Source organism: Streptomyces sp. NPDC002787 (assembly GCF_053592095.1).
Genome location: NZ_JBSFVC010000007.1, coordinates 204195 through 216741, shown reverse-complemented (window position 1 = coordinate 216741; position 12547 = coordinate 204195). Strand labels below are relative to the sequence as shown.

General features: G+C 71.7%; 14 protein-coding genes. 7 read left to right on the top strand and 7 right to left on the bottom strand.

All coding sequences use genetic code 11. From position 1 onward, the window contains the following. The first annotated feature begins 50 nt into the window (after positions 1 to 50). Complete coding sequence (locus tag ACWD26_RS12265; protein WP_451268942.1) at positions 51 to 536, top strand: DUF3291 domain-containing protein; 486 nt, start codon at positions 51 to 53, stop codon at positions 534 to 536. Here ACWD26_RS12265 and ACWD26_RS12260 read toward each other — a convergent pair. After that, positions 529 to 1191: a hypothetical protein gene (locus tag ACWD26_RS12260; RefSeq protein WP_451268940.1), complete on the bottom strand. Its 663-nt coding sequence runs from the start codon at positions 1189 to 1191 to the stop codon at positions 529 to 531. The two genes, ACWD26_RS12265 and ACWD26_RS12260, sit on opposite strands and share 8 nt — an antisense overlap. 6 nt (positions 1192 to 1197) lie before the next feature. Between ACWD26_RS12260 and ACWD26_RS12255 the strand changes: the two genes are divergently transcribed. The 5 genes from ACWD26_RS12255 (at position 1198) to ACWD26_RS12235 (ending at position 4897) form a co-directional block, all read left to right on the top strand. Further along, positions 1198 to 1473, top strand: coding sequence for a hypothetical protein (locus ACWD26_RS12255; RefSeq protein ID WP_451268938.1), 276 nt, complete (start codon positions 1198 to 1200; stop codon positions 1471 to 1473). Positions 1474 to 1571: 98 nt separating this feature from the next. After that, positions 1572 to 2546, top strand: a complete 975-nt coding sequence (locus ACWD26_RS12250) for an AurF N-oxygenase family protein (protein WP_451268936.1) — start codon at positions 1572 to 1574, stop codon at positions 2544 to 2546. A gap of 274 nt (positions 2547 to 2820) precedes the next feature. Further along, the gene (locus ACWD26_RS12245; protein ID WP_451268934.1) at positions 2821 to 3546 is read left to right on the top strand and encodes a TetR/AcrR family transcriptional regulator; all 726 of its coding nucleotides are present in this window, start codon (positions 2821 to 2823) and stop codon (positions 3544 to 3546) included. 10 nt (positions 3547 to 3556) lie between these two features. Further along, the gene (locus ACWD26_RS12240) at positions 3557 to 3889 is read left to right on the top strand and encodes a hypothetical protein (RefSeq protein WP_451268932.1); all 333 of its coding nucleotides are present in this window, start codon (positions 3557 to 3559) and stop codon (positions 3887 to 3889) included. Positions 3890 to 3991: 102 nt separating this feature from the next. Further along, positions 3992 to 4897 carry a hypothetical protein gene (locus ACWD26_RS12235; protein WP_451268930.1) on the top strand — a complete coding sequence of 302 codons (906 nt, stop codon included), beginning with the start codon at positions 3992 to 3994 and terminating at the stop codon, positions 4895 to 4897. Between the two features lie 29 nt (positions 4898 to 4926). Here the strand turns inward: ACWD26_RS12235 and ACWD26_RS12230 are convergent, their stop codons facing one another. Genes ACWD26_RS12230 through ACWD26_RS12210 form a run of 5 tightly spaced genes read right to left on the bottom strand, consistent with a single transcriptional unit; the run spans position 4927 to position 10846 of the window. Next, entirely contained in the window at positions 4927 to 6162 is a 1236-nt protein-coding gene (locus tag ACWD26_RS12230) for a styrene monooxygenase/indole monooxygenase family protein (RefSeq protein ID WP_451268928.1), read from the bottom strand. Positions 6163 to 6218: 56 nt separating this feature from the next. Continuing rightward, positions 6219 to 6989 (bottom strand): GTP-binding protein, encoded by a 771-nt coding sequence (locus ACWD26_RS12225; protein ID WP_451268926.1) that lies wholly within the window; start codon positions 6987 to 6989, stop codon positions 6219 to 6221. Next, complete coding sequence (locus tag ACWD26_RS12220; protein ID WP_451268924.1) at positions 6970 to 7437, bottom strand: DUF742 domain-containing protein; 468 nt, start codon at positions 7435 to 7437, stop codon at positions 6970 to 6972. The genes ACWD26_RS12225 and ACWD26_RS12220 overlap by 20 nt, the downstream gene beginning before the upstream one ends. Beyond that, positions 7434 to 7955, bottom strand: coding sequence for a roadblock/LC7 domain-containing protein (locus tag ACWD26_RS12215; RefSeq protein ID WP_451268922.1), 522 nt, complete (start codon positions 7953 to 7955; stop codon positions 7434 to 7436). Before ACWD26_RS12215 ends, ACWD26_RS12220 begins: the two co-directional genes overlap by 4 nt. After that, entirely contained in the window at positions 7952 to 10846 is a 2895-nt protein-coding gene (locus tag ACWD26_RS12210) for a sensor histidine kinase (protein ID WP_451268920.1), read from the bottom strand. The genes ACWD26_RS12215 and ACWD26_RS12210 overlap by 4 nt, the downstream gene beginning before the upstream one ends. 366 nt (positions 10847 to 11212) lie before the next feature. Here ACWD26_RS12210 and ACWD26_RS12205 point away from each other — a divergent pair, with 366 nt between their 5' ends. Further along, positions 11213 to 11998 carry a protein phosphatase 2C domain-containing protein gene (locus ACWD26_RS12205; RefSeq protein ID WP_451268918.1) on the top strand — a complete coding sequence of 262 codons (786 nt, stop codon included), beginning with the start codon at positions 11213 to 11215 and terminating at the stop codon, positions 11996 to 11998. A 17-nt stretch (positions 11999 to 12015) separates the two neighbouring features. On the opposite strand, the gene ACWD26_RS12200 is transcribed toward ACWD26_RS12205, so the two are convergent. Continuing rightward, positions 12016 to 12510, bottom strand: a complete 495-nt coding sequence (locus tag ACWD26_RS12200) for a MarR family winged helix-turn-helix transcriptional regulator (protein WP_451268916.1) — start codon at positions 12508 to 12510, stop codon at positions 12016 to 12018. Between the last annotated feature and the right edge of the window lie 37 nt (positions 12511 to 12547).

Below are 12547 nucleotides of genomic sequence, written 5' to 3'. Positions count from 1 at the left end.
ACTCGAGATAAACAGTGGGCCCACCTCCTCCTCCGACCTATCGTGCGGCCATGAATTCCGCCGAGTACGAACTCGCCCAGGTCAACATCGCCCGCCTCAAGGCCCCGCTGGATTCCCCGCAGTTGAAGGACTTCGTGGACGCCCTCGACCCGGTGAACGCGGTCGCGGACCAATCCCCCGGCTTCGTCTGGCGCCTCCAGAGCGACTCCGGCAACGCGACCGACATCCCGGTCCTCGGCGACGAGTGGCTGATCATCAACATGTCGGTGTGGAGGGACACGGACGCCCTCACGGCCTTCATGTACCAGGGGCGGCACAGGGAGTTGCTGGCCCGCAGGCGGGAGTGGTTCGAGCGCCTGGCCGAGGCGGCGACCACCCTGTGGTGGGTCCCCGCCGGCCACCACCCCACCGTCGCGGAGGCGGAGGACCGGCTCCTCCACCTCCGCGCCCACGGCCCGACGCCGTACGCGTTCACCCTGCGGACGTCGTTCCCGGCCGGGCCGGCCGAGCCCCTGGTCGTCGACGCCGTCAGCTGATCGGCCGGCGCACCTCGGAGCGGACCTGGTGGACTCGCTCGGCGAAGGCCTCCAGGTCCACTTCGGACGGCTCCTGTGCCATCAGGTCGGGGGTGATCTCCAGGACGATCGCGCCGGTGTTCCCGTCCGCCCAGCTGCACATCGGCACGGTGACGTCGGTCCCCGCCTCCTCCATGACACCGACCTGACAGGTGATCGTGGTGTCGGAGCCGGAGGGGGTGAAGTCCCGCGGCTGTACGGCGACGGTCGCCCCGTCCCCCTCGGCCGCCCCGTCCAGCATCTGCCCACGGGCGTCCTCGGCGTTCTTGAACCTGCCGTACGCCCCCGAGACGGCCAGGGCACCCAGGCCGTCCTCGCCGTCGCCGTACTGGCCGATCACGGCCTTGACGTCCCGCGCGTCCCAGGCGCCGTCGGCCTCCTGCTCCAGCTCCCGCCCCTCGGACTCGGAGACGTCCTGCTCCAGCTCGTACTCACCGTCGAGCAGGCTCTCGGGGAGCGTCAGCCGGTACTCGGCCTCGGGAAAGCTCTGCTCGTTCTTGAACCCCAGGACACCGAGCCCCACCACGCCCACCACGATCAGCCCGACGACCCCGCCCACGACGCCGAGGGCGATCTTCAGACCGTTGTTCTTGGGCGGCGGAGGAGGAGGCCACACCCCGGGGTGCGGCTGGCCGTACGGGGCGCCGTAGGGCGCGGCGGGCTGCTGACCGTACGGGCCGGGCTGCGGCTGGCCGTAGGGGTGCGGGGGCTGCGGCTGGCCGTAGGGCTGCTGACCGGAGGGCTGCTGACCGTACGGCTGCTGACCGGAGGGCTGCTGACCGTACGGCTGCTGACCGGAGGGCTGCTGACCGTACGGCTGCTGACCGTACGGCTGCTGAGGCGGTGGAGGCATGGACACGCCAGCACGCTACTGCACAAGTGGCGCGCAAGGGATTGACGCCCTTGCTGACAAGTAGTCTCATAAGCGCTGACCGTCGGTAACCCCTGAACTTCCCCACCGTTCCCTGAACTTCCGCGCGAGGAGCTGCGACAGCCATGACTACGGTGCCCTCGGTGAACCCCGTGACCTCGGCGAACCCGACGAACCCGGTGTCGGAGGCGGAGGTGCTGCGCGACGCGCTCGGGCTGCTCAAGGACCGGGAACAGGTGGCCGAGCGGCTGCTCGTCTCCTCCGCGAAGCACTCCTTCGACCCGGACAAGGAGCTGGACTGGGACGCGCCCTTCGAGGAGGGGAAGTTCTTCTGGCCGCCGGAGCTGGTGTCCCTGTACGGGACGCCGTTGTGGCGGAGGATGTCGCAGGGGCAGCGGATCTCGCTGTCCCAGCACGAGGCGGCGGCGCTGGCCTCCCTGGGCATCTGGTTCGAGATCATCCTGATGCAGCTGCTCGTGCGGCACATCTACGACAAGGCCGCGACCAGCGCGCACGTGCGCTACGCACTGACCGAGATCGAGGACGAGTGCCGGCACTCGAAGATGTTCGCCCGGCTGATCAGCAAGGGCGGAACGCCGTACTACCCGGTGAGCCGGCTGCACCAGAACCTGGGCCGCGTCTTCAAGACGATCTCGACGACCCCCGGCTCCTTCACCGCCACCCTCCTGGGCGAGGAGATCCTCGACTGGATGCAGCGCCTGACCTTCCCGGACGAGCGCGTCCAGCCGCTCATCCGGGGTGTCACCCGCATCCACGTCGTGGAGGAGGCCCGGCACGTGCGCTACGCCCGTGAGGAACTGCGCCGCCAGATGGTGACCGCGCCCCGCTGGTCCCGGAGCTTCACGCGCCTCACCTCCGGCGAGTTCGCCCGCGTCTTCTCCGTCGCCTTCATCAACCCCGAGGTCTACTCGAACGTCGGCCTCGATCAGCAGGTGGCTGTCGCCCAGGTACGGGCCAGTGCGCACCGTCGCGACATCATGCAGACCGGGGCGAAGCGGTTGACTGACTTCCTGGACGACATCGGGGTCCTCCAGGGGGTCGGACGCCGGATGTGGAGGTCGTCGGGGCTGCTGGCGTAGGCGTTCGGGCGCCTGGGAGCTCGGGGGTTCTGGGGTTCGGGTGCGTCGGCGAGTGCGGGTGGTGTGTGGTTGCTCGCGCAGTTCCCCGCGCCCCTGAAAAGCAGGGGCTGCGCCCCGTGCTTTTCGGCCCGCCGACCCGCCGCTTTCCAGGCCCGCAGGGGCGCGGGAACCCTGCGCGACCAGCCCCCACCTGCCCGCATCCGCCAACGCACCCGACCCCCCACCCCCCGACGCGATCCCGGCACCCCACCCCGCCCCCGACTACCCTGCGGGTATGACGTCCGAGGCCCCCACCCGCGCGTACCGTCGACTGAGTGTGGAAGAGCGGCGCAGCCAGCTGCTGGACGCGGCGCTGGAGCTGTTCGCGCACAACGCGCCGGAGGACGTCTCCCTCGACGACGTCGCGGAGGCGGCCGGGGTCTCCCGCCCCCTCGTCTACCGCTACTTCCCCGGCGGCAAGCAACAGCTCTACGAGGCGGCCCTGCGCTCCGCCGCCGAGGAGCTGGAGCACTGCTTCGACGAGCCGGCCGAGGGCCCCCTGACCAGCCGGCTGAGCCGCGTCCTCGACCGCTACCTGGCCTTCGTCGACGAGCACGACACCGGCTTCAGCGCCCTCCTCCAGGGCGGCAGCGTCGTGGAGACCTCCCGGGCGACCGCCATCGTGGACGGGGTCCGGCGGGCCGCCGCCGACCACATCCTGCGGCACCTGGACGTGGCCGAGCCGGGCCTCCGGCTGCGGATGACCGTCCGTATGTGGATCACCTCCGTCGAGGCCGCCTCCCTCATCTGGCTCGACGAGGGCAAGCAGCCGGACGTCGACGAACTCCGGGACTGGCTCGTCGAGCAGTTCGTCGCCTGCCTCACCGCCACCGCCGGCCGTGATCCCCAGACCGCCGCCGCCGTCCGGCACGCCCTCACCATCGAGACCTCGGACGGCGCTGTCGGCTCCCTGGCCCGCCGCGTCCTGCCCGTGGTCGGCGACGCCGCCCACCTGCTGTGACACTGGTCGGGTGAAGAGCCAAGACACCCCTTTCGTGGGCGGCCCCCTCGACGGGCGCGTCCTGCCCGTGCTGCTCGGCATCACCGGGCACCCCCCGAAGACATACCGGGTGCCCGTGCCCGACGCCGCCGGCGGCCCCCCGACCGTCCTCGTCTACCGCCGGGTCGACGCCGGCCGGGGCGGCTTCCTGCATCAGCTGTGGAAGTACGAGTACGCCCCCGACGCGGACCCGAGCCGCCGCCTGAAGTGGCCCTGGTCCAAGCCGGGCCACACCACCGGCTCCGGCGCCCCGGACGGGCAATCCGCCGCGCCGCCGACGAAGCCGCACCCCACCGACGAGTGACCCCCGGGCGCCGAACGGTCCACCCGGCGCGCGCCCACCCCGCACGCCCCCCATCCTGCCGATGCGAGGTGGACGGCCCACCCCCGCACCGGAGGTGATGACGTGTCAGGAAGGCTTCTGCGCCTGGTCAGTACGGCAACGGTCACGGCCCTCACGGCCGGCGTCCTCGTCAGTACGGCCCCCAACCAGGTCATGGCCGCACCGGAACCCCCCGTCTCCGACAGCAAGGGCGCGGCCCGGCCGGCGGAGGCGGCGGACGACGGCGAGGACCCGGCGACAAAGACGGAGACGGCCACCGGCACAGGCACGGACACCGGCACCAACACCGAGGCCCCCTCCACCAACACCGAGGCCCCCTCCACCGGCACCCGTTCGGTCGCCGGCCTCCTCACCGATCTCCAGCGGCTCCACCGCGAGGCGGAGAAGGCCGCCAAGGCGTTCACCACGACCGACGGGGAGCTGGCGAAGCAGCGGGCCAGAGTGGCGAGCCTCGACCGGCAGCTGGTGGCGGCCCGCCTCTCGCTGCACGCCAGCCGGGGCGCGGCCGGACGGCTGGCCCGGCAGCAGTACCAGAACAGCAGCACGGCACTCTCCCCGTACGTACGGCTGCTGATGGCCCGCGACCCGCACCGGGCGCTGGAGCAGGGCCATGTGATCGACCAGGTCGCACGGGAACGGGCCGACACGGTCGAGCGGCTGGTCGGCAACGAGCAGGACACCGACTCCCTCGCCCGCAGGGCCCGCGCCGCACTGGACCACCAGCTCAGCCTCACGGAACGCCGCAAGAGGGAACACGACACCGTACGCGACCGCCTCGACGAAGTGGAGAAGCTCCTGGCCTCCCTCACCGCCGAACAACTGGCCGAGATCAAGAAGTCGGAGAAGAAGGCGCTGGGCGAGGCAGACTCCCGAAAGCGCGACATCCCGAAGCTCCCGAGTGCCGCAGGCCTTCAGGGGCGCGGGGAACTGCGCGAGCAACCCACCACGACCCGCACCCGGCAGCCATGAGGACCCACCCCCACGCGCCCCCTGCCCACCTACCCGCCGGCAACCTCCGAGACATACGCCCGGGTCTTCTCCGCGTCGTAGAAGTAGCTCTCGAAGTCCGCCGGATCATCGAACCCATTGGCAAAACGATCCGCCACCACCGGCAACCCCTCCGCCGCCCCGACCAGCCCCAGCACATGCTCGGCCGGCGGAGCCAACATCGTGTTGGTCCACTTGGTGACGGGCCCGGCGATCCGCCAGAACCGCTCGAACGTCCGCCGCATCCACGCCTCGTCGAACTCCCCGTCGCCGTGGTCGAGGATCGCGGCGAGATAGACGGCCGCGCACTTGGCCGCCGAGTTCGAACCCTGCCCGGTGAGCGGGTCGTTGGCCACGACCACGTCCCCGGCACCCAGCACGAGCCCACCGCTGGGAAGTTCCGCGACTGGGTGCCGGACGACCGGCGTGTAGCGGCCGGTCAACGCGGCGCCCGGGTCGGTCACCTCGGCCGCGGTGGCCCGCGCGTACTCCCAGGGCGTGTACCGCTCCATGAGCTCCAGGGTCAGGGCGAGCTGCTCCTCCGCGTCCCGGACGCCGCCGAAGACGTCGAGCGGGCCCCCGGGCAGGCCGAGCCAGAACAGGGCGTCGGCGCGGCCGGAGGTGGTGAGGACCGGCTGGACGATGAGTTCGCCGAGGCCGGGCACCAGATTGCAGCGGGCCGCGTCGAAGTCCGGGTGCTCGGGCCGTGGGCGGAGCCCGTGCACGTACACGGCGGCGAGCGCCCGCTGTGGTTCGGTGTAGGGCGAGCGGGCGGCGTCGCGGCGGAACATCCGGACCAGTTCGCCCTTGCCCGCGGTGACGAGCACGAGGTCGTACACGCGGGAGAAGTAGTCGAGGTCGGAGACCGCGGCGCCGTGGATGACCAGCTGGCCGCCCCGCCGGGCGAACGTCTCCAACCAGCCGGCCATCTTCACGCGCTGGTCCACGGCCTGCGCGTACCCGCGCAGCCGGCCGACCCAGTCGACGGCGCGCTCCCCGCCGGGGCCGGCGACGGAGACCCCGACACCCTCGATCCTCGGGGCCTGCGACTCCCAGAAGTTCAGTTCGAGGTCGCGCTCGTGACGCAGCGCCGAGTCGAACATGCACTGGGTGGACATGATCCGGCCGGCGCGTATCTCGTCCGGGGTCCGGTTGGACATCAGTGTGACCTCGTACCCGTGCGACTGAAGTCCGAGGGCCAGCTGCAGCCCGGACTGGCCGGCTCCGACGACGAGTATCTTCCGCATCCGGACAGGTCTCCTGGTTCGTCCGTGGCGTCCCGTGTCGTCCCGCTGGGGTGGGACTACTCGGGGCTGAGGGATATCGCGTGCGCGCACAGCGCCAGCAGGGTCTCCATCGCGGAGGCCCGCTTGCGTGCGTCCATGATCATGACAGGCACATGGTCGGGCACGGTCAGCGCGTCCCGTACGTCCTCGGGTTCGTAGCGCACGCTGCCGTCGAACGCGTTGACCGCGACGACGTACGGCAGTCCGCAGCTCTCGAAGTAGTCGAGCGCGGGGAAGCAGTCGCCGAGGCGGCGGGTGTCGGCGAGGACGACCGCGCCGATCGCGCCGCGCACCATGTCGTCCCACATGAACCAGAACCGCTCCTGGCCGGGCGTGCCGAACAGGTAGAGGACGAGGTCGTCGTCGAGGGTGATGCGGCCGTAGTCCATGGCCACGGTGGTGGTCAGCTTGTCCGGCGTCGCGGAGAGGTCGTCCGTGCCGGCGCTGGCCTCGGTCATCAGCGCCTCGGTCCGCAGGGGGGTGATCTCGGAGACCGCGCCGACGAAGGTGGTCTTGCCGACACCAAAGCCGCCCGCCACCACGATCTTCGTGGCGATGGGGGCCCGGGACAGGTCGGACTGCCAGGGTTTCAGTTCCTCCTCGGGCTCCGCCCGGTGTTCCGCCTCGGGCGGAGCGGTGTCCGTGTCGACGCGGAGGGCGGCGACGTCGAGACGGGGAGCGTGCGCGTCGACATGGACGCGGGGGGCGTCGTCGACGCCCGGGGTGACGCCGGCCGAGGCGTCGGGGTTGACGCCGGCCGAGGCGGCGTCAGAGACGGCGGAGTCCACTCAGCACCCTTTCCAGCAGAGCGCGGTCCGGCTGTCCCGGTCCGTGACCTGTTCCGTACACACGGATCTTTCCCTGGTCCGCGAGATCGCTGAGGAGGACGCGGACCACGCCGAGCGGCATTTTCAGCAGCGCGGCGATCTCCGCCACCGTCCGCATACGGCGGCAGAGTTCGACGATGGCCCGCATCTCGGGCATCACCTTGGTGTTGAGTGAACCATTCGCCAACTGCGGCCGCTCCGCCGGGGCTTCGAGTACGGCGACGAAGGTCTCCACGTGCAGGACGTGGCCGAAGCGGGTGCGGCCGCCGGTGAGCGAGTAGGGGCGTACGCGGGCGGGTTTACGGTCGCCGCCGCGCACGGGCAGCTTCTTCGCGCTCTTGGGACCGTCCGGCTTCCTCGCCGGACCGGACTTGGGGGCGCGTGCCTTGGCCTTGTTCGAGCCGGTCATCGCCTGCTCCCGGCCGCCTCGGTCTCCTTCTCGGACTCGGCCTCCAGGGACTTGCGCAGTTCGCTGCGGAGTTCCGGGGTGAGGACATGGCCGGCGCGGCCGACGAAGAGCGCCATGTGGTACGCCACCACGCTCATGTCGCAGTCCGGGGAGCCGTGCACCCCGAGCAGCGAGCCGTCGCTGATCGACATCACGAAGAGGCTGCCCTCGTCCATCGCGACCATCGTCTGCTTGACCCCGCCGAACTCCATCAGCTTGGCGGCGCCGATGGTGAGGCTGCCGATGCCGGAGACGATGGTGGCCAGGTCGGCGGCGGAGCCCCGGGGGCTCTGGGGCCGCTCGTCCCGGGGCTGACGGGCCGCGGCGTTTCTGCCGGGGTCGGAGGAGAGCAGCAGCAGGCCGTCGGAGGAGACGACGGCGACCGACAGCAGCCCCGGCACCTCCTCGACGAGGTTGGTCAGGAGCCAGTGCAGGTTGCGGGCTTCACTGCTCAGTCCGAAGGTAATGGGCGCGGTCAACTGCTTTCCTCCTCGGAAGTGCCCCCCGTGGTGTCAACTGCCTCTGTCCGGTACTCATGTGTCGCGGGCATCCGTGTCTCGCCCGACTGCTCGGCGATCTCCGCCTCGACATCGCGACGCCCCTCCCTGGCCCCCTGGTGGAACCCGCCGAGTCTGCGGCGCAGCTCCTCGGCGTTCACGCCCCCGACCCGTTGCCGGGGAGCCGTGGGGGTGGGTGCGGTGATTTTGGGCGTGCGCTTGGGCAGGCCCTTGCCGGTGAGGCGCGGGATCTCCTCCGCCCGTGCCACCTCCGCCCGTGGCCCCTCCGCCCCGGCCCGTGACACCTCGGCCGGGCGAGCCGCGTCCCCTTCGTCCGTGGCCCGCTCATGGGTTTCGGGTTCGGCCGTGTACGGGTCGTCGGCGCCCTCGTCGCCGAGGTCACCGAGGTCGTCGAAGTCCTCGTCGGCGGCCTTCCCCGGGGCCACCGGAGCGAAGAGCTCCATCGTCGTCTCGGACAAGGACTCGACCCTGGCCCCGGGTACGTCGTCTTCCGGTACGACGGTCCCGGCGGCCTGCGCGGCGTCGGCGGCCGTCCCCACGGCCTCCCTCGCCAGCAGTGCCCGCTCGGCCGCCTCGATGAGCGGGTCGCCGTCGCCCTCCGGCTCGCGTACGGCGACGGAACGGCCGGGCAGGACGTTCGAGTTGGCCTCGGCGTCGGCGCCCGGCAGGGAGAGCGTCGGCGTGATCGAGGCCGGGGTGCCCGCAGGTACGGCGGGCGCGGGGGCCAGCAGTCCCTGGGGCAGGACGACGACCGCCGCGGTGCCGCCCGAGCCGTGCTCCTGGAGCCGTACGGGGGTGCCGAGCCGGTGGGCGAGGCGGGCGACGACATACAGGCCGAGCCCGAGTCCCTCGCCGTCCTCCTGGTCGTAGGGGGCCTCGGGGTCGAACTCGGTGATGCGGGAGTTGAGCCGGGCGAGCCGGTCGGGGGCGACGCCGATGCCGCCGTCCTGGACGGAGAGGGCGATCTCGCCGTTCTCCATCAGCCAGCCGGAGACCTCGACGGACATCTCCGGCGGCGAGAACGTCGTGCCGTTCTCCAGGAGTTCGGCGAGGAGGTGGCTGAGGTCGTCGGCGGCGAACCCCGCGACGTGCGCGTGCGGCGGCAGCGCGGCGATGCGGACGCGTTCGTAGCGCTCGATCTCGCTGACCGCGGCGCGCACGACGTCGACGAGCGGGACGGACCCGGCGTGGTGCTGGACGTGCTCGTGGCCGGCCAGCACGAGGAGGTTCTCGCTGTGGCGGCGCATGACGGTGGCGAAGTGGTCGAGCTTGAAGAGGGTGGCGAGCCGGTCCGGGTCCTGCTCACGCTCCTCCAGGGACTCGATGACGGCGAGCTGCCGCTCGACGAGGCCGAGGGTGCGCAGCGCGAGGTTGACGAAGGTGGCGTGGACGCTGTGCTGGACCTTCGTCAGATGGGCGGTCGCCTCGGCGAGTTCGGCACGCAGCCGGTCGCGGTCGTCGGCCATGGCCTGGCGCTGGCCGATGAGGTGCTTGCGGTCGCCCTCCAGGGGCGCGAGGCGCTCGTGCAGGGCGAGGGCGTGCGCGTGGAGCGCGTTGACCGAGCGCACGACCTGCGCGAACTCGTCGTTGCGGCCGGTGAACTTGACCGGTTCCTCGTTCGCCGGGTCACCGGCGACCCGGGCGGAGCCGATGCGCACGACCGCGAGCGGGCGCGTGAGGGAGCGGGCCATGCCGGTGGCGACGCCGACGGCGAGGAGCATCAGGGCGCCGAGGACGGCGACCCGGATCTCGAGCGCGGTGACGTCCTCGTCGCGCAGCTGGGCGAGGTCCTTGGTGCGCCGGTCGTAGAGGGAGGACTCGGCGCCGCGCATCAGGTCCACGCGGGCGGAGAGCGCCGTGTCGACCTTCTTCGCGCTGGTGCCCGCCTCGCGGTCGGAGAGCGTGGGCTGGTCGGTGAGGTCCGTCAGGTACGTGTCGGCGGTGTCGGCCTCGGGGCCGGTGACCGTGGCGTCGTACGAGGAGCGGGTGGCGGCGGGCGCGGTCTCGCGGAAGTGGGCGAGGGCGGCGTCGGAGCGGACGCGGGCCTGCTGGGCGGCGGCGGTGAGGGCGTCGCGCTGCTTCTCGTCGGCGGCCGAGGCGCCGGTCGTGGTGGTGGGCAGCCCGGTGGTGGGGTCGATGACCGTCCGGGTGGTCGTCGGGACGCTGAGCGCGGCGACGAGCAGGCCCCGGGCGGCCGCGGCCTGCTGGACGGCGGTGTCGAGTTCGGCGAGCGCGTGAGTACTGCCGCCGCCGCCCGCCCGGGGCGGCAGTTGCTCGGCCAGTTCCTCGGCGAGGGCGTGGAGTTCGGTGACGACGGCGGTGTACGCGTGGTGCGCTTCGAGCGCGGTGCTCTTCCCGGAGAGCGCCGCCTGGCGTACGCCGGCGATGGACTCGGTGCTCTCGATGGTCTCGCGCAGCGCGGCGGAGGTGTCGGTGTCCGCGCTCAGCTCCTCGACCTGGCGGTCGACGCGGTCACTGCGCTGCTTGCTGGGCGCGGCCGACTTGGGCCGCCCGGCGGCGATGTACGCGGTGACCTCGTCGCGCTCGTCGGACAGCGCGTGCGCGAGGGTGAGCGTCTCCTGGGTCTGCCTGGCCAGCGTGACCAGGCTCTGGGTGTCGTGCAGTTGCTCCGACGCGGCGAGGATCGAGGGCGCCCCCGCGCCCGCTATGGCGGCGGCCACGACGGCCACGGCGACGATGAGCCGGTTGCGTACGTGCGCCTTCCGCCCGGTGCCGACGGTGGGGGCCTGCGCCTGTGCCGTCCCCTGCTGGTTCGGGGAGGCCACGGAGGCCTTCGAAGCTGCCTGCTTGCCTGTGCGCCGAGGCCGCGTCTTCTGCACCGGTGCTCGCATTCCTGACTCGTGTACCCATGGGCCCGGGTGACGATCCGTCAACTGGTCAACTACGGCCGTCCCCCCGGTACGGCTCCCGACCCTCCCAGTGCCGGTGGGCAGTGGTCCCGCATCATCAGTCCCGCCACCCGAAGGAGTGAACATCCCCCGGGAGTTGGCGGGCAAGTTCCTCCGGCTCGCGCCGATGCCCCGCACGACGGGCCGGTTGGACGTCGGCGACGCGCTTTGACAGTATTCGCCGCCGCGCTTCACCGCTCACGATCATTCCATGCCAAACCCGGCGCCCGGCCTGGAGGGTCCGGGTCGTACGGCGACCGTTGTCGGCCTTTCGCGGATCATGTGGGGGGGCTCGTGCAGACTGGCCGAATGCGCACCGAACTCGTCTCGGAACCCGGCGACCCCCTCCGCCCCAACGAGGACTTCGCGCGGCTCGCCCTCACCGCCAAAGGACAGGGCGGCACGCTCGTCCTCCTCGACGGCGTGACGCCGCCGCCCACGGACTACGGCTGTCGACATTCGGTCGCATGGTTCACTTCCCGCCTCGGCCACACCCTGGCCGAACTGTCCGTTTCGGAACGGGATTCATCGCTGACCACCGTCCTCTCACAGGCCATTTCCCGTACCGCCCAGGCGCACGGCCAAACCTGTGACCTTTCTCACCCACGAACACCACAGGCCACAGTGGTCCTCGCCCGCTGGTCGACGGAGGCGGTGGAGTACCTGGTCCTCTCCGATTCGGCGCTGCTGTTCGAGGGGCCGGACGGAGTGGTGACGACGGTGCTGGACGACCGTCTGTCGAGGCTGCCGCGCGCCTCCCTCGCCACGGCCGCGATCGCCGACTCGACGGTCCGGAACAAGGAGGGCGGCTTCTGGACGGCGGCGGCGGATCCGGCTGTGGCCGAGCGGGCGGTGACAGGGATCGTCCCGCGCGAGAAGGTCCGGGCACTGGCCGCGTTGACGGACGGCGCCACCCGGTGGGTGGAGAAGTTCCGGCAGGGCGACTGGGAGGACTGCTTCACCTTCGTACGAAGGAAGGGGGCAGGGGCACTGGTGGACCGCGTGCGGGAACTCGAACGCGCCGATGCCGAGCGGGAGTTCCTGGGCAGGAGCAAGCGGCACGACGACGCGAGCGTGGTGTTCGCGGAGTTGTGAGGGCTCCCCTCCTCTCCTCAGCCCTCCACCCCTCGGTTCAACTGATGCAGCAGCCGCGCCAGTTCGGCCACCTCGTCGCGGTCCCAGCCCGCCAACTGCCGTACGTACGCGACCCGGCGGGCGTCCCGGACCGCGCGGAAGCGGGCGCGACCCTCGTCCGTGAGGTGGACGAGCCAGGCGCGGCCGTCGGCGGGATCGGGTTCGCGGGCGATGAGGCCGAGGTGTTCGAGGGCGCGGAGCTGACGGGACATGGTGGCCTTGCCGACGCCGATGTAGGCGGCGAGTTCGGTGGCGCGGAGGCGGCCGGCCTCGTCGAGGCGGGCGAGGAGGCCGTAGGCGGCGGACTCCAGGTCGGGGTGGACGGCCCGGGCCATCTCCCCGGACTTGGCGCGGGCACGCCGCAGCAGGACCGTCAACTCCCGTTCCAGCGCGAGGTATGCCTGGTCCATACCGCCCACCGGCATATCGGCCCCGCTGCCGCCGTCGCCGCCGGTTCCGCCTTCGTCGTGCACGTCGGTGCTCCTGATTCCGATTCCGGGTACCTGAGGG

Coding starts and splice junctions, on each gene's coding strand:
- ACWD26_RS12245 (WP_451268934.1), top strand. CDS start 2,821: ATGACGTCCGAGGCCCCCACCCGCGCGTACCGTCGACTGAGTGTGGAA.
- ACWD26_RS12265 (WP_451268942.1), top strand. CDS start 51: ATGAATTCCGCCGAGTACGAACTCGCCCAGGTCAACATCGCCCGCCTC.
- ACWD26_RS12250 (WP_451268936.1), top strand. CDS start 1,572: ATGACTACGGTGCCCTCGGTGAACCCCGTGACCTCGGCGAACCCGACG.
- ACWD26_RS12230 (WP_451268928.1), bottom strand. CDS start 6,162: ATGCGGAAGATACTCGTCGTCGGAGCCGGCCAGTCCGGGCTGCAGCTG.
- ACWD26_RS12205 (WP_451268918.1), top strand. CDS start 11,213: ATGCGCACCGAACTCGTCTCGGAACCCGGCGACCCCCTCCGCCCCAAC.
- ACWD26_RS12220 (WP_451268924.1), bottom strand. CDS start 7,437: ATGACCGGCTCGAACAAGGCCAAGGCACGCGCCCCCAAGTCCGGTCCG.
- ACWD26_RS12210 (WP_451268920.1), bottom strand. CDS start 10,846: ATGCGAGCACCGGTGCAGAAGACGCGGCCTCGGCGCACAGGCAAGCAG.